We start from the raw sequence: 23887 nt of genomic DNA, 5'->3' as shown, positions 1-23887 counted from the left end.
CGGGCGGTCACCAGACGCGTACCGACCCGCCCGGCGCGAAGGCGGGGCTCGTGGCGTCGGCCGGGACCTCCTTCAGGGGTTCGGCGATTTCCGAGACCGTGGGACCGACTTGCGCCGCGATGCCGTCCAGCAGATCGAGGTCGAAGCCGTACACCCGGGCGGCGTTCCCGCCCGCCATCGCCGCGATCTCCTCGCGCGGCAGGCCCGCGTAGGCGATGCGGAGGCCTTCGCGGGAGTACGGGGTCGTGCCCTCGTCGTGCGGGTAGTCGCTCCCCCACATGATCTTGTCGAGGCCGATCCGGTCGCGCAGCGGCACCTCGTGGGGGCGCATGAAGCTCGCGCCGACGAAGCAGTTGTCGCGCCAGACCTCGCTCGGGCCCTTGCCCATGGAGGCGGCGAGACCGGCGCCGAACTTGGACTCCGCGGTGGAGGCCCGGGAGGCCGCGGCGACGAGCCGCCCGTGGTAGTAGTCGAGCATCTCGACGACCGCCGGGATCCAGCCCGAGCCCTGTTCGGTCAGCACCAGTTTCAGCCCGGGGTGGCGGCGGAAGGCACCGCCGAAGATCAGGTGCCAGAGCGCCCGGTGCGAGAACCACGTCGTCTCCACCATGAAGACGGCCCGCGCGGCCGGTTCGTCGCCGAGCGGCGGGGAGGCGGACCCGCCGTGGTGATTGACCGGTACGTCGAGCTCCTCGCAGACCGCCCACAGCGGGTCGTAGGTCGCCGAGTACAGCTCCGGGACGCCGGACCCGGGCGGGGCGCCGGGCAGCAGGATCCCCCCGGTGAGGCCCGCCTCCCTGCTGCGGCGGACCTCGGCGACCGCCTCGTCCACGTCGTTCAGCAGGATCTGCGCGACACCCGCCCGGCGGCCGGGGACGAGGGAGCAGAAGTCGGCGAGCCAGCGGTTGTGGGCGCGCAGCCCGGCCCAGCGCTGCTCGTACTCCTCGCGTGTCGGCGCCGGAGCCATCAGCGATGCGGAGGGGAAGAACGGCGGGATGGTGTTGGGGAAGACGACCTCGGCGACGATGCCGTCGGCCTCCAGTTCGGCGACCCTGCGGTCCGAGTTCCAGTTGCGGTCGGCGGTGTCGGCGAGGAGGTCCTCGTACGGATTGACGTATGTCGCCGCCCATGCGTCGAAGTCGTCGTGGTGGCGCTTCTCCAGATACGGCTTGTAGTCGAGGAGATCGGCGCCCGCGTGGCAGTCGGCGGAGATGACCGTGTAGCGGTCCTCGCTCATGAGGACACCCCCAGGGACGGGAAGTCGTGGTCGGTCAGCCAGTGGCGGCCGACCTCGCGCGACCTGGCCCATGACGCCTCGACGGCCGACTGGTCGTCGGACTGGCCGAGATCGGCCGGGGTCGGGCCGATACGGCGGGCGATCGGGGCCAGCTTGTCGGTGTCGAAGCCGAAGACCTCGGCGGCCGCGAGGCCCAGGATGCGACGGGTCTCCGCGACGGGGATGTCATGGAAGGTGTTCTTCAGCCAGGCACGGGTGTTGGGCCAGGTGCCCTCCGGGTGGGGGAAGTCGGAGCCCCAGAGGATGTTGTCGACGCCGATCTCGTACCGCTGGGCGAGTTCGCGCCGTTTGGTGTTGGTGGCGCAGATGAAGATCTGCCGGTCCAGATACTCGCTCGGCGGCCGCTTCAGCTCGGCGAAGGGCGAGAGCTTCTTGCCGCCGTGCGCGCCGAGGTACAGCCGGTCCATGAACCACAACAGGTTGGGCAGCCACCAGCAGCCCGACTCGGCGACGCCGAACTTCAGTCCGGGGTGGCGCTCGAAGACCCCGGACCAGAGCAGGAACCAGAGCGGCCTGGCCGGCCACCAGGTGACCTCGGAGACGTAGATGCCCAGGTGGTCTCCGTACTCGTGGCGGGGAGCGGCGCCGGAGTGGGTGACCAGCGGCATGGCGGTCTCGGCGGCGGCCGCCCAGACGGGGTCGTAACGCCGGTCGTGGTACGGGGCCTTGTCCACCCACATGGAGGGGATCATGAGCGCGCCGAGACCGGTTTCCCTGGCCCGGTGGATCTCGGCGACGACACGGTCGACGTCGCCGGTGACGGGGAGGAGGGCGACTCCGCAGTGCCGCTCGGGATTCTCGGAGACGAACTCGGCGAGCCAGCGGTTGTGCGCCTGCGCGCCCGCCATGCCGAGGTCGGGGTCCTGGTCGCCGGAGAGACCGAGTCCGACGCCGAAGGGGGCGGCGGTCTGGCTGTCGACGGCGTCCGCGTCCGGGAAGACGACCTCGGCGGCCACCCCGTCGCCGTCGAGTTCCTTGAGCCGCTGCGCGGTGTCCCAGCCGCCGCGCAGGCCTTCCTCGTTGTCGCTGAACCACTTGCTCGCGAAGGCCTCGTTGCGTACGCCGAGGCGGGTCATCTCCTCGCGGCGGCGGTCGCGCCCGGCGAGGAATTCGTCGAAGTCGCGGTGGAAGCGGGAGTCGAGGTAGGGCCGGTACTGCTCGGTGGGCAGGCCGGCGTGGCAGTCGGAGGAAATGATCAGATACGGGTCGTTCGGCTCTGTCAACGGGCTCACCTCGATCGGGATCGCTGCGGGATGGCTGCGAAATGGCCGCGGGCTCGCCGCGGACTGCTGCGGATCGCCGCGGACCGCTGCGAAATCACCGCGGATTCGCGGGATCGCGGGGGATTCGCCGCGAATTCGCGGGGGATTCGCCGCGGACGTGCTCGACGCTCAGTCGAGAATGAAGCTCTCCAAGTAGTCCGGCGCGGAGCGGTTCAGCATCGACTGCGAGCGCGCCCGGATCTGCCGGTCGCTGTGCTCGCTCGCCGGGAGCATCCAGAAGCGGTCGGCCCTGATCCCGTCCACGACATGCGCGGCGACCTCCTCCACCGGTGTGAACGCCACCTCGTGCCCGGCGGCCCTCATCGCCGCCTCCCACTGGTCGAGGCTGCGGTACGGGGTCTTCCGCGGCCGCTCCTTGGCGTAGCGCGACGGCCGGTTGCGGTGCGATTCCCACAGGCCGGTGCGGAGCATGTGCGGGCCGGGAAAGAGGACCGAGGCCCCCACACACGCGCCTTCCGCCTTCAGATGCGCGTACAGCGACTCGGTCATCGTCACCACCGCCGCCTTGGTGACGGCGTACACGGACGCGGTGGGCAGCGGGGCGATACCGCCGTCTCCCGATGAGGTGTTGACCACGTGGCCGGGCTCACCGCCGGCGATCATCCGGGGGACGAAGGCCTGGATGCCGTGGAAGACACCCCACACGTTCACGGCGAACGCCCACTTCCAGTCGTTCGGCTCGTGCTCCCACATCCGGCCCTCCGCGCCGGAGCCGACGCCCGCGTTGTTGCACAGCACATGCACGGCGCCGAAGGCCTCGTAGGCCACGTCGGCCAGGCGCTGTACGGAGTCCCGGTCCGAGACGTCCACGACCTGTGCGAGGACGTCCGCACCGCCCGCACCGAGATCGTCCACGGCCTTGCGCAGCGCCCCCTCCTCGACGTCCGCGAGAACGACCCTCAGGCCCTCCCCCGCGAACCTCCGCGCCATCGCCAGTCCGATGCCGCTCGCCGCGCCGGTGACGACGGCGACCTGTCCAGGCGCCAGCCTCATCGGACGCTCCCCTCCGGCGGCCCGTCGAGGATCTGCTGCGGGTCGTCGTAGCGCTGATGGACGTACGGCAGGAGAGCCTGTGCGCTGACCCGTTCCGCCACGCGACCCTTCTGGTCGGTGGTCTTCTCGCCGATGGTGAGCTCCACCAGCTTCCGTACCGGCAGGTCGGCGACCGGGTCGTACATCGACTCGCGCAGCACGACGTCGCCGGTGAGCTGCTCCAGTTTGCGGATCTTCTCGTTGCGCCCGCAGTGGACGAGGACCGGCTCGGCGTCGAAGCCGGAGCCGGCACCGTCCACGGCCGGAAGGAACTTGAAGTAGAAGTCCACCTTCTCGGTGGGCTCGGGCAGTGGCAGCGGGCCGCTCACCGCGCCCCGCACCTCCACGAAAGCGATCCCGTGCCGGGCGAGGGCCGCCCGGACGAGCAGGCCTTCGCGGTCGACGGTCACCTCGCCCAGCTTCTTCGGCTCACCGAAGACCTCACGGCCGCCGATGAGCGCCCGCTCATGGGTCATCGGCATGACGAGCGGATACCAGCCCTGCTGGTCGCCGTGGGCGGCGGCGACGGCGACAGAGCCCGCGCCGAGCGGATAGCCGGGCAGATCGACCTTGCTGATGTTGGCTCGTACGAGAGGGCGTTCGGTGGGTTTGAGCGGCGGCGGCAGAACGGCCGCGACCACGTCCGGGTCGGTCTCCCACACCGCCACGACGCCCGTGGACCAGATGTCGGGGAGTTTTGCGCCGGCTGCGCGGGCGGCCGCGATCTCGGCCTCGGTGCGCGCGCCGTACCGTACGCGTGTCATGTCGTACCACCCTTCGTCGTTCGTCGTCGGGGGTCGTCGTCGGGGGTTGGGGCTGCGGTTCTGTAACACAGTTACACCGGCCTCGATGAAGGGTAAAGAGCCGTGCACGTACTGGATTTGGGGGCTTCATGCCACGCACCGCGCTGACCCGCGACGAGGTGTTGGAGGCGGCTGCGGACCTCGTCAAGCAGCACGGCCCGGACGCCCTCACGATGCGCAAGCTCGCGGCCGAGCTGGGCACGGCCGTCACATCGATCTACTGGCACGTCGGCAATCGCGAGTCGCTGCTCGACGCGCTCGTCGAGCGGACGGTCCAGGAGATGGGCGCGATCCGTCCCACCGGAGGCACTCCGGCCGCCCGGATCGTCTCCGTGGCCCGTCGGCTGCGCCGCGAACTGCGGGCCCGTCCGCATCTGATCGCGATGGTCCATGAACGGGGCCTGACCGAGCGGATGTTCCTTCCCGCGCAACGGGCGCTCGTCCATGAGGTGCACGCCGCCGGGCTGCGCGGGGCGCGCGCCGCCGAAGCCGTGCGGGCCGTGCAGTTCCAGATCGTCGGCTTCGTCCTGGTGGAGCGGAACCGGGAGCGCGGGCCCGTGCAGTCACCCGGCGAGGAGGAGCTGTGGGGCACCGAGAGCGCGGAGGACGACCCCGCCCTGGCCCGCGCGCTGGCCCGTCCGACCGACCCGGAGAAGCTGTTCGCCACGTCCGTGAAGGCGCTGGTGGAGGCGCTGCTCGCATGACCGGGGGCAGCCCGCCGGCCCCCGCCCCTCCGCATCACCCGATGCGGTGGCAGCCCGCGCCCCAGATCCCTCACCCGTACGGGCAGGATCAGGGCCGCCCCCAGGGCCGCCCCCGGGTGACTCAGGGGCCGTCATGTGCCGTGCGAACGGAAGCTGTTCTCCTGACCGGCTGCCGCCGGGTTCCCGGACGGGCCGGGACAGCGCTGTCAGTGGTGGCCCGTAAGCTCTGTGACCATGCTCGACGACCGTACGACAGCAGCAGCGTGGCCGACCGCGTACCCACAGGGGTATGCGGTCGTCGACGTGGAGACCACCGGACTCGCCCGCGACGACCGGATAGTGTCGGCTGCCGTCTACCGGCTGGACGCCCTGGGCAATGTCGAGGACCACTGGTACACGCTGGTGAATCCCGAGCGGGATCCGGGTCCGGTGTGGATCCACGGCCTGACGAGCGATGTGCTGGAGGGCGCACCCCTCTTCAGTGATATCGCCCATGAGTTCGCGGACCGACTGGAGGGCCGGGTGCTCGTCGCGCACAACGCGATCTTCGACTGGTCCATGATCGCCAGGGAGTACGCACGGGCGGAGCGCGTCGCGCCCGTACGGCAGCGCCTGTGCACCATCGCACTCTCCAAGGAGCTGGCGCTCCCGCTGCCCAACCACAAGCTGGAGTCGCTCGCGGCGCACTTCGGCGTCGTGCAGCGGCGCGCACACAACGCGCTGGACGACGCACGGGTGCTGGCCGAAGCGTTCCGGCCGAGTCTGCACAAAGCGGCGGAGCGCAATGCGCGGCTGCCGCTTCTGGAGTGCCGGCCCCTGACCGAGTGGTCCTCGGCCCCTCCCGCGCCGCGCGTCGGCCACCAGACGTCGTACCGGCAGAACAGCTGGCGTCCCGCACGCAGGCGGCCCGCATGCCCGTACCCCAACCCCGGGCGTTACGAAGCAGACAAACCACTCAAGCAGGGCATGAGGGTGGCGTTCTCCGGTGATACGTCCATCGAGCGGGAGCTGCTGGAGGACCGCGCGATCGAGGCGGGCCTCCATGTCGCGACGAGCGTCTCCCGGCTGACGAGTCTGCTCGTCACGAACGATCCGGACGCGGCGACGTCGAAGACGGTGCGGGCCAAGTCGTTCGGCACGCCGATCGTCGACGAGGCCGCGTTCACGCAGTTGCTGAGGGACGTCGCTCCGGCGGAGGCCTGACGGCGCGATGTCGCCGGAGGTCCGCTGCGCCGGTCGGGTGCAGCCTCGCCGACCCGCCCGTCCGGATCTTGCTCCGGTCTCCCGTGCTCCGGACGATGCGGCGCATGGCACGTTGCGAGGTCTGCGGAAACGACTACAGCATGTCCTTCGAGGTGCACGCGCAGGGCGCGGTGCACGTCTTCGACTGCTTCTCCTGCGCCATCCACCGGATGGCGCCCATCTGTGAGCACTGCCGGGTCCAGATCATCGGCCAGGGCGTCGAGGTGGAAGGCCACTGGTACTGCGGCGGTCACTGCGCCCGCGCGGAGGGAAAGGCGGGCATCGTCGACAAAGTGTGAGCCCGCCCCCGGCAGGCCGCCCCGGGCCGCTCCCCGGAGCGCCACCCGCCAGTCCCCCGGACCGGGTCCCGGGCCACCCCGCCCCGTCCCCGGACCCTCCCTCCGAGCACCCCACGACCGAGTTGTACGGTCGTGGGGTGTACCGCTTCCTGTTGTCCCGGCAGTGGGTGATCCTCACCCTCGTCTTCCTCGTCCTCATTCCCGTGATGGTCGAGCTGGGCTTCTGGCAGCTGCACCGGCACGAGCACCGGGTCGCCCAGAACAAGCTGATCTCGGACAACCTCACCGCGCGGCCGCTCCCCGTCACCGAACTGACCGCCCCCGGTCACACCGTGCCGCGCGCCGACTACTGGCGGCGGGTCACCGCGAAGGGGACGTACGACACCGCGCACGAGGTCGTCGTACGCCGGCGCACCAACAGTGACGAACGGGTCGGCGTCCATGTGCTGACCCCGCTGGTCCTCGCCGACGGCCGCGCCGTCCTGGTCAACCGCGGCTGGGTGCCCGCCGCGGCCGACCAGACGGCGTTCCCCGTCGTGCCGCCCGCGCCCAAGGGAGAGGTCACCGTCACCGGCCGGCTGATGGCCGACGAGACGACGGATGCCAGCGGCATCAAGGACCTGCGCGGGCTGCCGCCCCGTCAGATCATGCTGATCAACAGTGAGCAGCAGGCGAAGGGCCTCGGCAGGCCCGTGCTCGGCGGCTATCTGCAGCAGACCGCGCCCGAGCCGCCCGGAAGCACGCCCGAGCTGATCCCCGACCCGGACCACGACTCCATCGGCCCTCACATGGCGTACGCCGTCCAGTGGTGGCTGTTCGCGGCCGGTGTGCCCGTCGGCTGGGTCGTTCTCGTACGCCGTGAGAAGCGGGACCGGGCGGCTGCGGCCGCGCAGCCCGCAACCGGACCCGCATCCGCATCCGCATCCGCATCCGAGCCGGCGGCCCCGGCCGAGTCGGTGTCGGCGTCCACTCCAGCGCAGGGCCCTTCCTAGGGAAGCGCGCCGCGGGAACACTCGGGGCGCGTCGGCAGCCGGTCTGCCGAACTGCCGAACTGCCGGGCTCTGACGGAACGTCCTCAGCCATATCGGACTGTTGGGATCCGGCCTCGCCCAGGCCGCGTACGAGACGGCAGGATAGGCCCATGGATCTTGGACTGAAGGACCGTGTCTACGTCGTCACCGGAGCCACCCGGGGCCTGGGGAACGCCGCTGCCCGGGCGCTGGCCGCCGACGGCGCGAAGGTGATCGTCACCGGGCGGGACGAGAAGGCAGCCGCGGACGCGGCCGCCGCGCTCGGCCCGGACGCCGTGGGCATCGGGGCGGACAACGCCGACCCGGCGGCCGCCGGGAACCTGATCGCCGCGGCGCGCGAGCACTTCGGCCGCTTCGACGGCGTTCTGATCAGTGTCGGCGGACCGGCGCCCGGGTTTGTCGCGGACAACACGGACGAGCAGTGGCAGTCGGCGTTCGATTCGGTCTTCCTGGGCGCGGTGCGGCTGGCACGCGAGGCCGCGGCGGCGCTGAGTGACGGAGGGGTCATCGCCTTCGTCCTGTCCGCCTCGGTCCACGAACCGATCCCGGGGCTGACGATCTCGAACGGCCTCCGCCCCGGCCTGGCCGGCTTCGCCAAGTCCCTCGCCGACGAGCTGGGCCCGCGCGGCATCCGCGTCGTGGGCCTCCTCCCGTCCCGCATCGACACGGACCGCGTCCGCGAACTCGACGCCCTCTCGGGCGACGCGGACGCGGCCCGCACCGCCAACGAATCCCGCATCCCGCTGCGGCGCTACGGCACCCCGGAGGAGTTCGGGCGTACGGCGGCGTTCCTGCTGTCCCCCGCGGCGTCGTACCTCACGGGCCTGATGCTCCCGGTCGACGGCGGCGCCCGGCGCGGCTTCTGACACGCCGGCTGCTCGGGTATCCGCTGCTCGGCTCGTTTCGTGCGTACGGCGCCGTCGGCTGCGTGAGGGGAATGCGCGCCCCTACGGCGCCCGGGCCGGTGCCGCTCGCGTCCGATCGTCGCGAGCCGCACCGGCCGATGACTGACTGGGGCAGGGGTCACTCCATAGGGTAAATGTCCCCCGAACCCATGGCACTCTCCTGCTCGCTCTGCTCCTTCAGCTTGCGGGCCTTGTCCTTGAGCCGCTGACGCTCCTCAGGGTCGCTCACCCTCTCCGCGGCCTGGTCCAGTTCCTCCGCCTTCTGACGCATCTGCCGGACGCGTCCGCGGGATTCGTCTGAAGCGCTCATGGTCACTCCTCGGGCGTCTGTATGAGCGGGCACCATCAGCGAACCAGCGCCTTCACGGCCTCGCATCCCGAGCGCTCACCGAACTCGATCTCCGCAGGTCGAAGCGGGTCCGCAGGGGCCACGCCACGACGTGACCACGCCACGAAGAACCGGCCCCGTCCGCCCCGCCGGCCCGGAGCCCGACCGCCACCATGGTCGGGAGACACCCGTACGCGGTGCGCGAAGCCGGCGCTCCGGGCCCCGTCACCTCACGCGGCCGCTCCAGGCCCTCGTCACGTCACGCGTTGCGCACGATGTTTCTCGGCGCGGAGGCGGACCTCCGAGGGAAGCGTCGCCAGGCCCGCCGACTCACGGGCGTGGGTCAGCGCCTCCGACGAGAGCCGTTCCAGGGTTTCGCACGGGGAGGCGTGGGGCTCCAGGAGGAGACGTACCCGGGCCGCCGGGGCCGTGCGGCGGCCGTGGAGGGCGACCTGGGCGCGGGCCACGCCTTCCAGATGCTCCGCTTCACCGGTGAGGACGGACTCCAGGGCGCGGCCCCGCAGCAGCGCGCCTTCTCCGTCACCGCTCTCGACCAGGACCTCGGCCAGCCGGGAGCGGCGGAACTGTGCGAGGAGCCACCAGAGCGCGAGTAGCACGACGATCACGAGCGCCGCGACGACCGCGGGCCACCACCAGACCTCGTCCCGCCACCGCCCCCGGTCGCCGGCGCTGAGCAGGACGTCGTCGGGCCCGTTCCAGGGCCACCAGGACGGCACCCCCAGGCCGAGGCCGGCGGCCAGCGCCGCTCCCCCGGCGGCCACCAGCACCAGCCCGGCGAGCCCCAGCAGTACGCGGTTGACCACCCCGAGCATCCTGCTCACCCCTTCTTCGGAGGCCGTCGCACATGCACGGACAGGGCCGGCGCGTGCACCAGCCCCAGCTCGCGGATCCCGACGGCGAGCACAGTGTCCAAGTCGGCGCGCACGTCGTCGAGTTCACGGAAATGGGACACCGCACGGACCGTGACCCGGGAGCGCCCCATCCGTACCCGCACGGACTGCACCCCGGACACGTCCATCGCCCGGTCGCGCAGTACCAGCGCCGCCGCCTCCCGGTACAGCCCGGCCCGGACACCCGCGGCGGCCGCGTCGCGGCGCATCGTCAGCAGCCCCCGCAGCCCCGGCGTCGTGGCGAGCACGATCAGCCACACCCCCAGCGCCACGGCGACGCCCGCGCCCACCAGCACCCAGATGTCGTCCAACTGGCGCTGCTCCAACTGACCGGCGAGGGAACGCCGCCACTGCATCCCGGGCCGGTCGGCCCGTACCGAAGCCACGTCGAACAGCAGCAGCCCCGCGCCGCCGGTCAGCACCACCGCGAGCAGCGCGGCCGGGATCCGCCGTTTGGACCAGAACCGTCCGGGACGACCGCCGTCGTCCTGTCCGGCCACCGGCACCGGCACCGGCCGGTACGCGGCGGCGGAGGCCGACTGGTCCAGTTCCCTTTCCTTGACCGGTCCGCTCTCCTTGGCCGGTCCGCTCTCCTTGACCCGTCCGCTCTCCTTGACCGGTTCGCTCATCGGAGCCTCCCCTGGGCCGCCCGACGCGTATGGACGGAGTGCAGCCGCTGGACCTCCACCGCGACTTCGGGCACCTCCATCCCCGCCAACGCCTCTACCCGCTGCGCGACGTGCCGACGCACCGCTCCGCACTGCCCGCCGATGTCGGAGGGATAGCCGAGTTCGAGGCTGATCCGTACCCGGGCGCGGTCATGGTGCACCGTGACCGCGGCGTGCGGGGCCGAGCCACCCTCCGGTGGGTGGCCGAGGGCCTCGCGCGCCGCCTGCGTGGCGATCTTCGCGACGACCCGGTCGGCGATGGTGGTCGCTCCCCGCTCGGCCGCCGCGATTCCCGTCGTCGCCGGGAGCCCGGTGGAGTCCGCGGCCACGGCGTGTCACCTCCGCCGTTCACCGTGCTCGCGGCCCCGGAAGAACTCACGCGCGTCGAGGTCGCCGTCCAGGAACCGCCCGGCCACGAACCCGACCGCCCCCAGCGCGGCCACCAGCAGAAAGGCCCCGAAGCCACCGAAGTATCCGGCGAAGCCCAGTCCCATGCCGGCCAGCAGGCCGACCACCGCCATGCTCATCGTGAGCTCCTCTCACGAGCTCCGTTCACTGGATCCGCGGCTCGGACTCTTCCTCTTCCTCTTCCGGCAGTTTCACATCGCCGACCGCGATATTGACCTCGACGACCTCGAGACCGGCCATCCGCTCGACCGCGGAGATGACGTTCTCCCGGACGGCGCGGGCGACATCACCGATCGAGACGCCGTAGTCGACGACGATTTCGAGGTCGAGCGCGGTCTGCTTCTCGCCGACCTCGGCGCTCACCCCACGGGTGACGGACGGTTTGCCGCCGGGCACCCGGTCGCGCACCGCGCCGAAGGTACGGGAGGCCCCGCTTCCCATGGCGTGGACGCCGACGACATCCCGGGCCGCGAGTGCGGCGATCTTCTCGACGACACCGTCGGCGATGGTGGTGCGGCCCCGGGTGGCCGGATCGCCGCCGCCCCGCCTGACGGGGCCGGACGGCTCCTTGGTGACATTGACGTCAGTGTCGGTCATCGCCATTCCTCCCTTTCCCAGGTGGTGGTGAACTCGGACCTCGCTGACCACACTAAGTGTGGTTACCCGGTATTGCGCCGGGGAAGCAGCAGGCTGGAGCAATGACGAGGCGAGAGCGATGACGACGGCACACGGATGGGCCGGGGCGGTACGGGCCCGGCTGGGCCTGGGCAGACTGCTTCCCCTCGGCGGCGTCGCGGACGGCGCCTGGCTGGCGGAACGGGCCGCTGACACGGTGCTCCATACGGCGGCCCAAGAGGTTCGCGGGGTGGTGCTGGGGAGCCTGCGGATCGCGCTCGCCGACCCCGCGGCGGCCGGGACGCCCGCCGTCCCGCCCCCGCCGGGCGCGCTACCGCCCGGCCCTCTCCGTATCGAGGCGGAGTTCGCGGCGGCCGGTGACGAACCCCTTCCGGCGGTCGCGGAACGGCTCCGCGCCGCCCTCTTCACCGCCTCCGTGGAGCGGCTGGATCTCGCGGTCACGGAGATCGATCTGCGGGTGACGGAGCTGCTGGACACCGCACCGGAGCCGAGCGCGGTGCCTCGCCCGTCCGGGGTGAGCGCCGCCGCATCGCCGCAGGGAGAGGTGGGCAGCACGGCGGCCGCGGTGCGGGGCGTCGCTCACCTCACGGACACGCTGGGCGTACCGGTCCGGATCGAGGAGTCCCACGTCCGCGTCGAATGTGCGACGGCACCGGGCCACCGCCCGTTGGTGGTGGCCCTGGCCGTTCGGGAGGCGGTTGCCCCGGTGCTTCCGGCACCCGTCCCGGTGGTAGTGCTGATCACGGACGTCGCCGGCTGGAGCGTGTCTTCAAAGTAGCGTCGCCCGGGCAGACGGGACTTTGAAGACGCGACCCAGGCCCAGGGCGTCGCGGACGGCGACACCTCTGCAACACGCCTCGGGCCGGCCACACCCTGGTCCTGTCCGGGCGATGTTCGAGGGGCCCGACAAGATCGCCCGGACAGGCCCTAGTCCGCGAGACCCGCGAGATCGCGAAGGCGCCGGGCCTGGGCTGCCCGCTCGGCCGTCCGCTGGTCCTCGTACGTACGGGACTGCGCGCCCCGCAGCAGTGCCTTCGTCTCGATCACGGCATCACGCGGCGCCGCAAGCAGCGCGGCGGCCAAGTCCCGTACGGACGCGTCGAGTTCCTCGCCGGGCACGGCGAGGTTGGCGAGGCCGATGCGCTGCGCCTCGTCGGCGTGGACGAACCGGCCCGTGGCGCAGATCTCCAGCGCACGGGCGTAGCCGACGAGCGAGACGAGCGGGTGGGTCCCCGTGAGATCGGGGACCAGGCCCAGGCTGGTCTCGCGCATGGCGAACTGCACGTCCTGCGCCACGACCCGCAGATCGCAGGCGAGGGCAAGCTGGAAACCGGCACCGATCGCATGCCCCTGAACCGCCGCGATCGACACGATGTCGTTGCGGCGCCACCAGGTGAACGCGTCCTGGTACTCGGCGATGACGGCGTCGAGCTCCTCGTCGGAGCCGCGCGCGAGATCGAGGAACGACGGCTCGCCGTCAAAGCCCTCGGGCGTGAACGCCTGCCGGTCGAGCCCCGCGGAGAAGGACTTGCCCTCGCCACGCAGCACGACAACCCGCACACTGCCCGGCAGCGACCGCCCGGCTTCCGCCAACGCCCGCCAGAGAGCGGGAGATTGGGCATTGCGCTTGGCCGGATTGGTGAGGGTCACCGTGGCCACCGCGTCATCGACGGTGAGCCGTACGCCGTCCTTGTCGAGCACAGAGTCGAGCGAAGTCATGAGGGCCTCCGGTTCCGGTGCGGTCAGTGCAGCACAGATTAAGCGACTGCACAGTAACCACCCGGCCGACCGCACGATCGGCCGGGTGGCCGACACCGGAAACCGGCCGGCCTCAGACGCCGCTCAGGATCGTCTGGCGTCAGGCCGTGGCGGCCTTCTTGCCTCGTGTCGCTCCGCCGCGTCCACGCAGCGTGACTCCGGACTCGCTGAGCATCCGGTGGACGAATCCATAGGAGCGGCCGGTCTCTTCGGCCAACGCCCGGATGCTCGCACCGGAGTCGTACTTCTTCTTCAGGTCTGCCGCGAGCTTGTCGCGCGCGGCGCCGGTCACCCGGCTGCCCTTCTTCAGAGTCTCGGCCACCCGTGCCTCCTCATGGGAAGTGCGCTCTGGACTCTCATGATCACCCCTCAAGGGCTTCATGGCCACCCATTCGACAAGGTCTGTGCGACCAGCTTTTGCGGCCACAAGGCCGCCAGCGCCTCCGGAATCAAACATTCCGGGTAAGGGCGCCGTGACGTTTCGGCGCCCCAGAGGACGAAATTCCAGGTCAGGGCCACAGTCGTCCGGACCGGACGGTTCCGCATGCCTGCCCGGGCGTGGCGGACCGTTTCAGCGGACCGCCACGCCGGGGTACGAGACGCACTCACTCAGATGAAGGATCACCCGTGAGCCGAATGATCCATATGGAGTGGATCAATCCGGTTGGATCACTCGCAGACAGCCCGGCCGGGCGAGCGCGACGGGGCCGGGCAGGAACGACAGGGCCGGGGCGGGAGCTACAAGGTCAGGCGAGAGCGACGAGATCCGCGTAGTCCGCGCCCCACAGGTCCTCCACGCCGTCCGGCAGCAGAATGATCCGCTCCGGCTGCAGCGCCTCGACCGCGCCTTCGTCGTGGGTGACCAGGACGACAGCGCCCTTGTACGTGCGCAGCGCGCCGAGGATCTCCTCGCGGCTGGCCGGGTCCAGGTTGTTCGTCGGCTCGTCGAGCAGCAGCACGTTCGCCGAGGAGACCACCAGCGTGGCCAGGGCCAGCCGGGTCTTCTCACCGCCGGAGAGCACCCCGGCCGGCTTGTCGACGTCGTCGCCGGAGAACAGGAAGGAGCCCAGCGTCTTGCGGATCTCGACCAGGTCGAGGTCCGGCGCGGAGGAGCGCATGTTCTCCAGGACCGTGCGGTCCGGGTCGAGGGTCTCGTGCTCCTGGGCGTAGTAGCCGAGCTTGAGGCCGTGGCCCTCGACGACCTGGCCGGTGTCGGGGTTCTCCACACCGCCGAGCAGGCGCAGCAGCGTGGTCTTGCCCGCGCCGTTGAGGCCGAGGATGACGACGCGGGAGCCCTTGTCGATGGCGAGGTCCACGTCGGTGAAGATTTCGAGTGACCCGTACGACTTGGACAGCCCCTCGGCCATCAAGGGCGTCCTGCCGCAGGGCGCGGGCTCGGGGAAGCGCAGCTTGGCGACCTTGTCGGCGACCCGGGCCTCCTCGAGGCCGGAGAGCAGCCGCTCGGCGCGCCGCGCCATGTTCTGCGCGGCGACGGTCTTGGTGGCCTTGGCACGCATCTTGTCGGCCTGGGCGTTGAGCGCGGCGGCCTTCTTCTCCGCGTTCTGACGCTCGCGCTTGCGGCGCTTCTCGTCGGCCTCGCGCTGCTGCTGGTAGAGCTTCCAGCCCATGTTGTAGACGTCGATCGTCGAGCGGTTCGCGTCGAGGTAGAACACCTTGTTGACGACGGTCTCGACGAGGTCCACGTCGTGGGAGATGACGATGAAGCCGCCCCGGTACGTCTTCAGATAGTCGCGCAGCCAGACGATCGAGTCGGCGTCGAGGTGGTTGGTCGGCTCGTCGAGCAGGAGCGTGTCGGCGTCCGAGAAGAGGATCCGGGCGAGCTCGACACGGCGGCGCTGACCGCCGGAGAGCGTGTGGAGAGGCTGGCCGAGCACGCGGTCGGGCAGGTTGAGCGCGGCGGCGATGGTGGCGGCCTCGGCCTCGGCCGCGTAACCGCCCTTCGTCAGGAACTCGGTCTCCTGGCGCTCGTACTGCTTCATCGCCTTGTCGCGCGTGGCGCCCTTGCCGCTGGCGATGCGCTGCTCGTTCTCACGCATCTTGCGGATCAGGACGTCGAGGCCGCGCGCGGAGAGGATGCGGTCGCGGGCGAGGACGTCGAGGTCGCCCGTGCGCGGGTCCTGCGGGAGATAGCCGACTTCGCCGGAGCGGGCGATCTGGCCGGCGGCGGGGATGCCCTCACCGGCGAGGCACTTGGTGAGGGTGGTCTTGCCCGCTCCGTTGCGGCCGACCAGGCCGATGCGGTCGCCCTTGGCGATACGGAAGGTGGCGGACTCGATGAGGACGCGGGCGCCGGCACGCAGCTCGACGCCGGAAGCGGTGATCACGGAAAGACTCCAGAACGGATGGACGGCGGAAGGACGACGGGGCGTGCGGAAGCTTCGACGCCGTCTAATCCATGAGGAGAATTGCCATACGGCCAGTCTACCGGGACTGTGCAACTGGTTTTCTGTGGTGCTGCCCACGGTCGCGGCCGCGGGCGGGCTCCCCCGGGGCCGGGGCGAACAGGGCGACAAGCCGGGGCGAGCGGGGCGACAAAAGGGGCGGGACATACCCCACTGATCGATACTCGGGACATGCAGTTCGACGACGACGCCGACCTGGACACTTCAGAGGTCCAGGATGTGCGTCGCAACCGTGTCCCGGGCGGGAGGGCCACCATCGGGGGCGGCATTGTCGGCGTCATCGCGGTGATCCTGAGCCTGCTCTTCGGGGTGGGCCCGGACCAGCTGGGGCTGACGGACGGTGGCACGGCCCCGGAGCCGTACGCGTCGTCCGCCGGGCAGGTCGACCGGACCTGCATGAAGGGCAGGGACGCGAACACTCGGGAGGACTGCCGGATCGTCGCGGTGGTCAACAACGTGCAGGACTTCTGGCGCGAGGAGCTCGCGCGGCGCGGCGGGAACTACATGAACGCGACGACCGTCATGTTCACGGGCCGGGTGGCCACCGCGTGCGGCACGGCCACGGCGGAGGTCGGGCCGTTCTACTGCCCCGCGGACCAGAAGGTCTATCTGGACCTCGACTTCTTCAACGATCTGCGGGACAGGTTCGGGGCGACCGGCGGCCCGTTCGCGCAGGCGTACGTCGTCGCTCACGAGTACGGCCACCACATCCAGAACATGACGGGCACGCTGGCCCGGGCGCAGGACAGGCAGCAGGGTGCGGGCAGCAACGCGGTGCGCGTGGAGCTGCAGGCGGACTGCTACGCCGGGGTGTGGGCGCGCCACGCGACGACCTCCCCGGACGAGAAGACGGGGCGTCTGCTGCTGACGCGGCTGACGGACGCCGACATCCAGGACGGCCTGAACGCTGCCGCGTCGGTCGGCGACGACCGGATCCAGGAGAAGCTGCAGGGCCGGGTCACTCCCGAGTCATGGACGCACGGTTCGGCGGCGCAGCGCCAGCAGTGGTTCTACAACGGCTACCGCACGGGCGACATGGCCCGGTGCAACACCTTCCGCTGACTGTCAGTGGGCCCTGCCAGACTGAGACTCAGATCACATTCCTGTCGTCGAGCGAGGAGAAGGAGTGGTCGAGATGGCGGAGGCACCGGGCATCTGTCCGACGCTGCTGTACGCGGACGCCACGGCCGCGATCAAGCAGCTCACCGAGGCCTTCGGCTTCACCGAGAACGCGGTGTACGAGGGCGAGGACGGCAAGGTCGTCCACGCCGAGCTGTCCTACGGGAACGGGATGGTGATGCTGGGCAGCAAGGGCACGGGCAGCGAGTTCGGCAAGGTGATGGAGGGGGCAGGGCCGGCCGGTGTGTTCGTCCACGTCGACGATGTCGACGCGCATCACAACAGGGCTGTGGAGCACGCCGTGGAGATCCTGATGCCGCCCACCGACCAGGACTACGGCTCCCGGGAGTACATGAGCCGTGATCTGGAGGGGAACGTGTGGAGCTTCGGGACGTACAGGCCGGGGGCGGCGGAGTCGTAGACCGCCCGCCCTTCCGCGTCCTCGTCCTCGTTCCTCTCTTCGTTCGTTCTCGTCCTCGTTCGCGAGCGTCCGCCCGCGGGCGGACCCGCGGTCAGGCTCCTCCGGTGTGCACCTGGAAGGCCGCGCGGCGGACGGCCTTGGCCAGCGCAGGGTCGGGATGGGCGGCCGCGAGAGCCACGAGGACCTGCACGGTGCGAGGGTGGCCGACGGCTCTGACCTCGTCGAGCAGTGCGGGGACGGTGCCCTGGACCGCCGAGTCGAGATGGCGGACCAGCAGGGCGCTCTCGCCGTGGTCGGCCACAGCCGCCGCGGTGTCCACCCAGAGCCAGGTCGTCTCTTCGCGGGTGAGCACCTCGGTGGCGTCCTCCGGGTCCGCTCCCTCGTACTCGGCGAGCCAGAGCAGGGCGTACGGCCGCAGGGAGGGCTCTTCGGCGGCGGCGCGCACTCCGGCCTCAGCGGGAGCGCCGACGACGCGGAGCGCCTCGAACGCGAGCCCGCGCAGCAGGGCGTCCTCACCGCGGGCGGCGGCGAGCAGTTCCGTGACGGCGCTGGAGACGGTGCGGGCCGCGAGCCACGCGCGGTACTCGGCGCGGGCGGGTCCCGGGGTGAGCCGGGCGCAGCCGCGGAGCATGTCCTCGGCGGACTGCTCGATATGGCCTGCGGGGCTCTGGGCGGCGACGCAGATCTGTTCGAGTTTGACCCAGACCGCCCAGTTGCCGAGCGGGGTGAGGGTGGCGCAGCCCTCGCCCAGGGTCAGCGCGCCCACGGCGGCCAGGCCCTCCAGGGCCCAGTCGAGCAGGGCGGAGAGGGGGACGTCGGCGGGCGGGCCGTCGGGCGCGGCCGCGGCCGGGCCGGACTGCGGACCGTAAGGCACTTCGCAGCGCTCCTCGCGGAGTTCCGCGACGCGCTGCTGGAGCAGATCGAGCAGGGCCGGCACGAGCACGGGTCCCGCGGAGAGCTGGAGGAGGGAGAGCACCTGGGGGAAGGCCTCGACGACCTCCGCGACGGCGGCGGGGGCGACGCCGGCGGGGGCGGGATGGACGAGGGACCAGGCGTCGAAGAGGGCGACCCAGCCGCGCAGTACGGCGGTGTCGTCGCGGTCCCATGCGTTCAGCCGCCAGCCGGGGCGAGCGGTCCCGCCGTGCAGTTCGACGAGTCCGGCGAGCCGGGCGCGGTCCCAGCCCGCGTGTGTCTGGTCCGGCGTCAGTTCCAGCTCCTCGGCGGCCCGTTCCCGCTCGGCGGGTCCGCCCGCCGCGCTGTGTGCGGCCGCCCAGCGGGCGACACGTACCGCGTCGGCGAGGACTCCGCGCGCCTGGCGGGCCAGTTCCGCGGGGGGCGGGGTGCCCTCGGGCGGGCGCGGAGCAGGTCGGGTACGCCGGTTCGTCACGGCGTGGCGCGCCGTGGCGGTGGGCCGTGGGCGGACAAGACGGAGCCTGGAGTCGCGCAGGTTACGGGACGTCACGGGGAGCAGTCTTCCCGCTGTCGGCCCGAAAGCCCAATCGGAATGCGGGATCCCCTGGGAAGGGCCTGCTGCGGGCAGCTGGATCAGCCGTGCAACACCACTGGATCAAGCGTGCTCACCGCGAGATCAAGGGGTGAGGAAGCGGCTAGATCAAGGGGGTGAGGAAGCGGCGGAGGGCCTCCTCGTAGCGCGCCGGGCCCGCGTTCCACATGGCGGCGTGCGGGGCGTGGGGCACGGTCTGGAGGGTGACCAGGTCGGGGCGGCGGGCCGCGAAGTCGCGGGAGGGCCCCCACGGGGCGAGGGTGTCGTCGGGGCCGTGGAAGACGATGGTGGGCACGCGCAGCGCGTCCGGGTCCGCGGCTGCCTTCAGCCGGTCGGCGTGCAGTCCGGTGCGGCCTTCGGCGGCGTGCACGGCGAGCGGCAGCAGGGGGCCCGGGAGGCGCCGGGCGGCGGCGAGGGCGCGCAGCGTCGCCTCCCAGTCGAGCACCGGGGAGTCCAGGACGAGCCCGGCGATCCGGTCCCGGAGCGCGGAGTTGGCGGCCGCGTGGAGAGCCATCGAGGCGCCGGTGGACCAGCCGTGCAGGATCACGCGCTCGGCGCCGTCGCGGACGGCGAAGCGGATGGCCGCGTCGAGGTCGCGCCATTCGGAGTCGCCGAGGTGGCCGAGGCCGTCCGGGGAGCCCGGTGCGCCGGGGTCGCCGCGGTAGGCCAGGGCCAGCACGGGGAAGCGCCGTTCGGCGAGGAACGGCATGAGGTTCATGGCGTGTTCCCGGGTGGCGCCGAGGCCGTGCACCGCGATGATCCAGGTGGAGCGGGGGCCCGGGACGAGCCAGGCGGGCAGGGAGCCCAGTTCACCGGGGATCTCGACGTCCTCGTGGTCGATCCCCAGGGCTTCCGCCGGGTTGCCGGTGTGGACCTGCGGGGTGAACCGCACCTTGGTGCCGGTGTCGAGACTGCCGTGCTCGACGCGCTCCAGCCGGCGGACGACGGTGTCCGCGGCGTGCGGCACATTGTCGAGGACGGGGCCCACGACCGCGTGCAGACCGGGGCCGGTGAGTCCGTAGGTACCGGGCCGCAGGGAGACGAGGCTGCGGGTGAGTGTGATCCGGCCGGGTCCGGTGGCGTGCACCGTGAGCCGGGACTCACCGGGCAGGGGCCGTCCCGGGGACGCCTTGAGCGCGGCGTCGCTGGCGTACCGGCCGGCCGCGAAAGCGGCCGCGCCGATACCGATCAGGGTGGTGACGGCCGCTGCCGTCGCTGTAGCCGGGCGCACCGTTCCAGTGTCGGTACGTCTTCGCCGGGCTGCCAGTGGGCGGGTACGGCACGGGTGATGCCGCAGGGGCCGGCGTCAGCGCGACTGGCCGTAGCCGCGGAGCTTCTCCGCCACGTCCTGGAGCTGGGAGCGGGAGAGCAGGGAGGGTTCCCGGCCGGGCAGCGAGCCGGCGGCGAGCCAGAGCCGGCACATCCACTCCAGCTGGGCGGTCCGGTCGTAGGCCTGGTCGAGTGAGTTTCCGTAAGTGATGGTTCCGTGGTTCTGGAGGAGACATCCCGTGCGGTCCTGGAGCGCCCGGAGCACGTTCTCGGCCAACTCTTCCGTTCCGTACAGGGCGTACGGAGCGACGCGGACGGGGCCGCCGAGGGCCGCGGCCATGTAGTGGATCAGCGGCACCTCGCTGACCAGGGTGGAGACGGCGGTGGCGTGCACGGCGTGGGTGTGCACGACGGCGACGGCGTCCGTTCCGCGGTAGATCGCGAGGTGCAGCGGCAGCTCACTGGTGGGCGTGAGGTTCCCGAGGATCTGCCGCCCGTCGAGCCCGACCCCGACGGCGTCCTCGGCGGCGAGCCGGTCGTACGGCACTCCGCTCGGCGTGACCAGGACGATGTCGCCCGCGTCGGTCGCGACCCGTACGGAGACGTTGCCCGAGGTCCCGACGACGAGTCCGTCGGCGGCGGTTCTGCGGGCGGTGGCCACGAGCTCCGCCCACGCCTGCGAAATCGCTTCCTGCCCCTGCTGTGTCATGGGGCGATCCTGTCAGGCCGCCCTGCCGGACCGGTCCTCGGGCGAGGCGGCCCGCTGCCGGCGGGCCGGTCGTACCGGACGATCCGGCAGTACGACAGCGGCGGCGGAAGCCTGCCGGGTGACCAGGATCTCTTCAACGGATCCGCGGCGCAGCCGAGGGGGTTCGCCGCGCGGTGGCGAAATGTCCCCAGCGGCCGTACTGGGGCCGGTTCTGCCGGGTTTCCGCTGCCCGCCCCGCTTCGCCTCCGTCGCTCCACTTCACAAGCGGAGTGACGGAAACTCACCCGGCGACACTGCGAAGCCGGACTCAGTTCACCTTCCGTTCATCCAGGTTGCCTACGTTCAGCGCGCCACTGACGTCCAATAGAAGCCTGGGCAAATGGAAAACATCACGCTTCTCCTCGGGATCGTGATCATTACCGCTCTCGTGTTCGATTTCACGAACGGTTTCCACGACACAGCCAACGCGATGGCGACGACCATCTCGACCGGTGCACTCAGACCAAAGACGGCGGTGGCCATGTCCGCCGTGCTCAATCTCGTAGGCGCCTTCCTGTCCGTCGAGGTCGCGAAGACGATCTCCGGCGGGATGATCAACGAGAGCGGCATCCGCACGGAGGTGATCTTCGCGGCGCTCGTGGGCGCGATCCTGTGGAACCTCTTCACCTGGCTGCTCGGCCTGCCGTCCAGCTCCTCCCACGCGCTGTTCGGCGGCCTCATCGGCGCCGCCGTGATGTCCGCCGGCTTCTCGGCGGTGAACGGCGGCACCATCGTCACCAAGGTCCTGATCCCGGCCGTCGCCGCGCCGATCGTCGCCGGTCTCGCCGCGCTGCTCGCGACGAAGCTGACGTACAAGATCGGCAGCAGGGCCGACGACAAGGCCACCTCGAAGGGCTACCGCGCCGGCCAGATCGCCTCCGCCGGCCTCGTCTCCCTCGCCCACGGCACCAATGACGCGCAGAAGACCATGGGTGTCATCACGCTGGCCCTGGTCACCGGCGGCGTCCTCGCCCCCGGCTCGAACCCCCCGATGTGGGTCATCGTCTCCGCCGGCCTGGCGATCGCGCTCGGTACGTACCTGGGCGGCTGGCGCATCATCCGCACCATGGGCAAGGGCCTGACCGACCTCCGGCCGCAGCAGGGCTTCGCCGCCCAGACCAGCGCCGCGACGGTCATCCTGGCCTCCTCGAACCTCGGCTTCTCGCTCTCCACCACCCAGTCCTGCTCCGGGGCCGTGATGGGCGCGGGCCTCGGCCGCAAGGGCGGCGTGGTCCGCTGGTCCACCGCCACCCGGATGTTCGTCGCCTGGGGTCTGACCCTGCCGGCCGCCGGTCTGGTCGGTGCCGGGGCCGAGTTCCTGACCAGTCAGGGCACCTGGGGCGTCGTCGCCGTCGGCGTGCTGCTGGTCGCGAGCTCCGCTGTGATCTGGTCGCTCTCGCGCCGCAAGCCGGTCGACCACACGAACGTCACCGACGACGAGGCCGCCGACGCCGAGCAGGCAGGCGCCACGGCGCTGGACGGCCTGAAGGTCACCATCCCCGCCCCGGCCGCCCCCGCCGGCGAGCCCGCCCCCACCGCCGCGGTGTAAGGAGGAAACGAAAGCATGAAGATCGACTGGGCAGCTCTCGGCTCCGTCTTCGGCGTGAGCCTCGTCGTCACCGTCGCCCTGGTGGGCTTGTTCACCCTGGGCATCGTGGGCCTCTCCAAGCAGGAAGCCGCCTCCGCGCAGGGAGGCTCCGCGGTCCTGGCCCGCACGGGTGCCTACGCCTGCTTCGCGCTGTGCGCGGCGGCGGTCGCGTACGGGATCTTCCTGATCGTCGCCTGATCCGGCAGCCCGCTTCGTCCGGTCCTGTGCCCCATCACCGGGGCGGAGGACCGGACGAAGGCCGTTGCAGCGCGGAAGGCCGGGCCCCCACGGCTACTGCCGCGGCGCAGGTCAGTGTTGATGACTGGAGTAGTCGAGGTACCCGGTGTCGCCGCCCTGGTACCACGTCTCCTGGTCGCTCTCGCGCAGCGGGAGTCCGAGACGGAGCCGCTCCACCAGGTCCGGGTTGGCGAGGTAGGCGCGGCCGTAGCTGATCAGGTCCGCTCCGAGGGCGAGCCAGTGCTCGCCGAGCGCCTTGTCGGTCGGCTTCGGGCCGATCTGCCCGCCCGGGTTGACGACGAACGCGCCGGGCCACGCCTTGCGCAGCCCGATGAGCACGTCGTCCTCGGCTGTGACCAGCGTATGGACGTAGGCGAGACCGATCGGGGCGAGCGCGTCCAACAGGGCCCCGTACAGCTGCGGCACGTCGTCCTCGACCATGTCCCAGACCTGGCCCCCGGGGGAGAGACGGATGCCGACACGGTCGGCGCCGATGGCGTCGGCGGTCGCCTCCACCGCCTCGACGGCGAAGCGGATGCGTCCGGTGATGGAGCCGCCGTAGGCGTCGGTGCGGCGGTTGGCGTTGGAGGACAGGAACTGCTGGATCAGATAGCCGTTCGCCCCGTGCAGCTCGACGCCGTCGAAACCGGCGTCGATCGCCCGGCGCGCCGCGTCGGCGAACACTTGCACCTCGCGCTTGACCTCGTCGGTCGACAGGGCCCGGGGGACGGGGGCGGGCAGGAGTCCCTTGGGGCCGGTGAACAGTTCGCCCTTCAGCGCGATCGCGGACGGTGCGACGGGGTGGTGGCCGACGGTCTCGGGATGCGCGACCCGGCCGGAGTGCATGAGCTGGGCGAAGATCCTCCCGCCGTTGGCGTGCACCGCGTCGGTCACCGGCCGCCACGCCGCGACCTGCTCATCACTGTGCAACCCGGGGGTGTTGGGGTTCGACTGCCCCTGCAGGCTCGGCTGCACCCCTTCGCTGACGATCAGGCCGGCGGTGGCGCGCTGGGCGTAGTAGGTCGCCGCCGACGCGGCGGGTATGCCGTCCTGTGTGGCGCGAGCCCGGGTCATAGGGGCCATCACGACCCGGTTGGGCAGTCGGAGGTTTGCTAGCTGGTAGCTCTCGAACAGGCTGGTCACAGTCATTCCCTTTGCTCTCGAGGAGGTGCTGGCCGGTCGTGAGTTACGCTAAAACCTGACGTTGACGTCAGAGGCAAGTCCTGTGGTCCGGATCATCGGTGGGGTCCCGATCACCGGGGAGGCATCGGGA

27 protein-coding genes are annotated in these 23887 nt (G+C 71.3%); 10 read left to right on the top strand and 17 right to left on the bottom strand.

The genetic code is table 11. The features are described 5' to 3' along the window. Window positions 1-7: 7 nt before the first annotated feature. From AC0699_RS06290 to AC0699_RS06275, 4 genes are all read right to left on the bottom strand, one after another. A complete protein-coding gene (locus AC0699_RS06290; protein ID WP_478656274.1) occupies window positions 8-1237 on the bottom strand; it encodes an amidohydrolase family protein in 1230 nt (409 codons plus the stop codon). Further along, window positions 1234-2520, bottom strand: a complete 1287-nt coding sequence (locus tag AC0699_RS06285) for an amidohydrolase family protein (RefSeq protein ID WP_478656271.1) — start codon at window positions 2518-2520, stop codon at window positions 1234-1236. The genes AC0699_RS06290 and AC0699_RS06285 overlap by 4 nt, the downstream gene beginning before the upstream one ends. 168 nt (window positions 2521-2688) lie before the next feature. Next, window positions 2689-3573: an SDR family NAD(P)-dependent oxidoreductase gene (locus tag AC0699_RS06280; RefSeq protein WP_478656268.1), complete on the bottom strand. Its 885-nt coding sequence runs from the start codon at window positions 3571-3573 to the stop codon at window positions 2689-2691. Next, entirely contained in the window at window positions 3570-4376 is an 807-nt protein-coding gene (locus AC0699_RS06275) for an acetoacetate decarboxylase family protein (RefSeq protein ID WP_478656266.1), read from the bottom strand. The genes AC0699_RS06280 and AC0699_RS06275 overlap by 4 nt, the downstream gene beginning before the upstream one ends. A 128-nt stretch (window positions 4377-4504) precedes the next feature. Here AC0699_RS06275 and AC0699_RS06270 point away from each other — a divergent pair, with 128 nt between their 5' ends. From AC0699_RS06270 to AC0699_RS06250, 5 genes are all read left to right on the top strand, one after another. Continuing rightward, window positions 4505-5119 (top strand): TetR/AcrR family transcriptional regulator, encoded by a 615-nt coding sequence (locus AC0699_RS06270; protein WP_478656264.1) that lies wholly within the window; start codon window positions 4505-4507, stop codon window positions 5117-5119. 228 nt (window positions 5120-5347) lie between these two features. Continuing rightward, complete coding sequence (locus tag AC0699_RS06265; RefSeq protein WP_478656262.1) at window positions 5348-6322, top strand: DEDDh family exonuclease; 975 nt, start codon at window positions 5348-5350, stop codon at window positions 6320-6322. Window positions 6323-6426: 104 nt separating this feature from the next. Beyond that, window positions 6427-6660 carry a hypothetical protein gene (locus tag AC0699_RS06260; RefSeq protein ID WP_453662537.1) on the top strand — a complete coding sequence of 78 codons (234 nt, stop codon included), beginning with the start codon at window positions 6427-6429 and terminating at the stop codon, window positions 6658-6660. A 137-nt stretch (window positions 6661-6797) separates the two neighbouring features. Next, entirely contained in the window at window positions 6798-7652 is an 855-nt protein-coding gene (locus tag AC0699_RS06255) for an SURF1 family cytochrome oxidase biogenesis protein (protein ID WP_478656261.1), read from the top strand. A gap of 149 nt (window positions 7653-7801) precedes the next feature. Beyond that, window positions 7802-8557 carry an SDR family oxidoreductase gene (locus tag AC0699_RS06250; protein ID WP_478656259.1) on the top strand — a complete coding sequence of 252 codons (756 nt, stop codon included), beginning with the start codon at window positions 7802-7804 and terminating at the stop codon, window positions 8555-8557. A 157-nt stretch (window positions 8558-8714) separates the two neighbouring features. Here AC0699_RS06250 and AC0699_RS06245 read toward each other — a convergent pair whose 3' ends face one another. From AC0699_RS06245 to AC0699_RS06220, 6 genes are all read right to left on the bottom strand, one after another. Then, entirely contained in the window at window positions 8715-8906 is a 192-nt protein-coding gene (locus tag AC0699_RS06245; RefSeq protein WP_478656257.1) for a DUF6381 family protein, read from the bottom strand. Window positions 8907-9178: 272 nt separating this feature from the next. Beyond that, window positions 9179-9757: an alkaline shock response membrane anchor protein AmaP gene (gene amaP / locus AC0699_RS06240; RefSeq protein ID WP_478656406.1), complete on the bottom strand. Its 579-nt coding sequence runs from the start codon at window positions 9755-9757 to the stop codon at window positions 9179-9181. Window positions 9758-9762: 5 nt separating this feature from the next. Next, window positions 9763-10464 (bottom strand): DUF6286 domain-containing protein, encoded by a 702-nt coding sequence (locus AC0699_RS06235; RefSeq protein WP_478656254.1) that lies wholly within the window; start codon window positions 10462-10464, stop codon window positions 9763-9765. Next, the gene (locus AC0699_RS06230) at window positions 10461-10832 is read right to left on the bottom strand and encodes an Asp23/Gls24 family envelope stress response protein (protein WP_478656251.1); all 372 of its coding nucleotides are present in this window, start codon (window positions 10830-10832) and stop codon (window positions 10461-10463) included. The genes AC0699_RS06235 and AC0699_RS06230 overlap by 4 nt, the downstream gene beginning before the upstream one ends. A 6-nt stretch (window positions 10833-10838) precedes the next feature. Then, entirely contained in the window at window positions 10839-11030 is a 192-nt protein-coding gene (locus AC0699_RS06225) for a hypothetical protein (RefSeq protein ID WP_478656248.1), read from the bottom strand. Between the two features lie 25 nt (window positions 11031-11055). Then, window positions 11056-11508, bottom strand: a complete 453-nt coding sequence (locus AC0699_RS06220) for an Asp23/Gls24 family envelope stress response protein (RefSeq protein ID WP_478656246.1) — start codon at window positions 11506-11508, stop codon at window positions 11056-11058. Between the two features lie 118 nt (window positions 11509-11626). On the opposite strand from AC0699_RS06220, the gene AC0699_RS06215 reads away from it, so the two are divergent. Beyond that, window positions 11627-12325 (top strand): hypothetical protein, encoded by a 699-nt coding sequence (locus AC0699_RS06215; protein WP_478656243.1) that lies wholly within the window; start codon window positions 11627-11629, stop codon window positions 12323-12325. 149 nt (window positions 12326-12474) lie between these two features. Here the strand turns inward: AC0699_RS06215 and AC0699_RS06210 are convergent, their stop codons facing one another. From AC0699_RS06210 to AC0699_RS06200, 3 genes are all read right to left on the bottom strand, one after another. Continuing rightward, entirely contained in the window at window positions 12475-13266 is a 792-nt protein-coding gene (locus AC0699_RS06210; protein WP_478656241.1) for an enoyl-CoA hydratase/isomerase family protein, read from the bottom strand. Between the two features lie 139 nt (window positions 13267-13405). Then, window positions 13406-13627 (bottom strand): helix-turn-helix domain-containing protein, encoded by a 222-nt coding sequence (locus AC0699_RS06205; RefSeq protein ID WP_018518904.1) that lies wholly within the window; start codon window positions 13625-13627, stop codon window positions 13406-13408. Between the two features lie 424 nt (window positions 13628-14051). Further along, complete coding sequence (locus tag AC0699_RS06200) at window positions 14052-15650, bottom strand: ABC-F family ATP-binding cassette domain-containing protein (protein WP_453661358.1); 1599 nt, start codon at window positions 15648-15650, stop codon at window positions 14052-14054. Window positions 15651-15899: 249 nt separating this feature from the next. Here AC0699_RS06200 and ypfJ point away from each other — a divergent pair, with 249 nt between their 5' ends. After that, complete coding sequence (gene ypfJ / locus AC0699_RS06195; RefSeq protein WP_478656237.1) at window positions 15900-16790, top strand: KPN_02809 family neutral zinc metallopeptidase; 891 nt, start codon at window positions 15900-15902, stop codon at window positions 16788-16790. A gap of 73 nt (window positions 16791-16863) precedes the next feature. Beyond that, window positions 16864-17268, top strand: a complete 405-nt coding sequence (locus tag AC0699_RS06190; protein ID WP_478656235.1) for a VOC family protein — start codon at window positions 16864-16866, stop codon at window positions 17266-17268. 91 nt (window positions 17269-17359) lie between these two features. On the opposite strand, the gene AC0699_RS06185 is transcribed toward AC0699_RS06190, so the two are convergent. From AC0699_RS06185 to AC0699_RS06175, 3 genes are all read right to left on the bottom strand, one after another. After that, entirely contained in the window at window positions 17360-18730 is a 1371-nt protein-coding gene (locus tag AC0699_RS06185; protein ID WP_478656233.1) for a hypothetical protein, read from the bottom strand. A gap of 145 nt (window positions 18731-18875) precedes the next feature. Next, window positions 18876-20003: an alpha/beta hydrolase gene (locus AC0699_RS06180; RefSeq protein ID WP_478656230.1), complete on the bottom strand. Its 1128-nt coding sequence runs from the start codon at window positions 20001-20003 to the stop codon at window positions 18876-18878. Window positions 20004-20078: 75 nt separating this feature from the next. Next, on the bottom strand, window positions 20079-20750 hold the full coding sequence (locus AC0699_RS06175) for a class II aldolase/adducin family protein (RefSeq protein ID WP_478656227.1): 672 nt from the start codon (window positions 20748-20750) through the stop codon (window positions 20079-20081). A gap of 379 nt (window positions 20751-21129) precedes the next feature. On the opposite strand from AC0699_RS06175, the gene AC0699_RS06170 reads away from it, so the two are divergent. Both AC0699_RS06170 and AC0699_RS06165 read left to right on the top strand, forming a co-directional pair. Then, on the top strand, window positions 21130-22338 hold the full coding sequence (locus AC0699_RS06170) for an inorganic phosphate transporter (protein ID WP_478656224.1): 1209 nt from the start codon (window positions 21130-21132) through the stop codon (window positions 22336-22338). Window positions 22339-22353: 15 nt separating this feature from the next. After that, window positions 22354-22575, top strand: coding sequence for a hypothetical protein (locus AC0699_RS06165; RefSeq protein WP_478656222.1), 222 nt, complete (start codon window positions 22354-22356; stop codon window positions 22573-22575). Window positions 22576-22686: 111 nt separating this feature from the next. Here the strand turns inward: AC0699_RS06165 and AC0699_RS06160 are convergent, their stop codons facing one another. Next, complete coding sequence (locus AC0699_RS06160; protein ID WP_478656404.1) at window positions 22687-23757, bottom strand: alkene reductase; 1071 nt, start codon at window positions 23755-23757, stop codon at window positions 22687-22689. Window positions 23758-23887 lie beyond the last annotated feature (130 nt).

The sequence above is a fragment of the Streptomyces sp. NPDC043870 genome, assembly GCF_056435785.1.
Note: the sequence above shows the minus strand (reverse complement) of the source record. Positions and strands in the feature narration are given on the sequence as shown.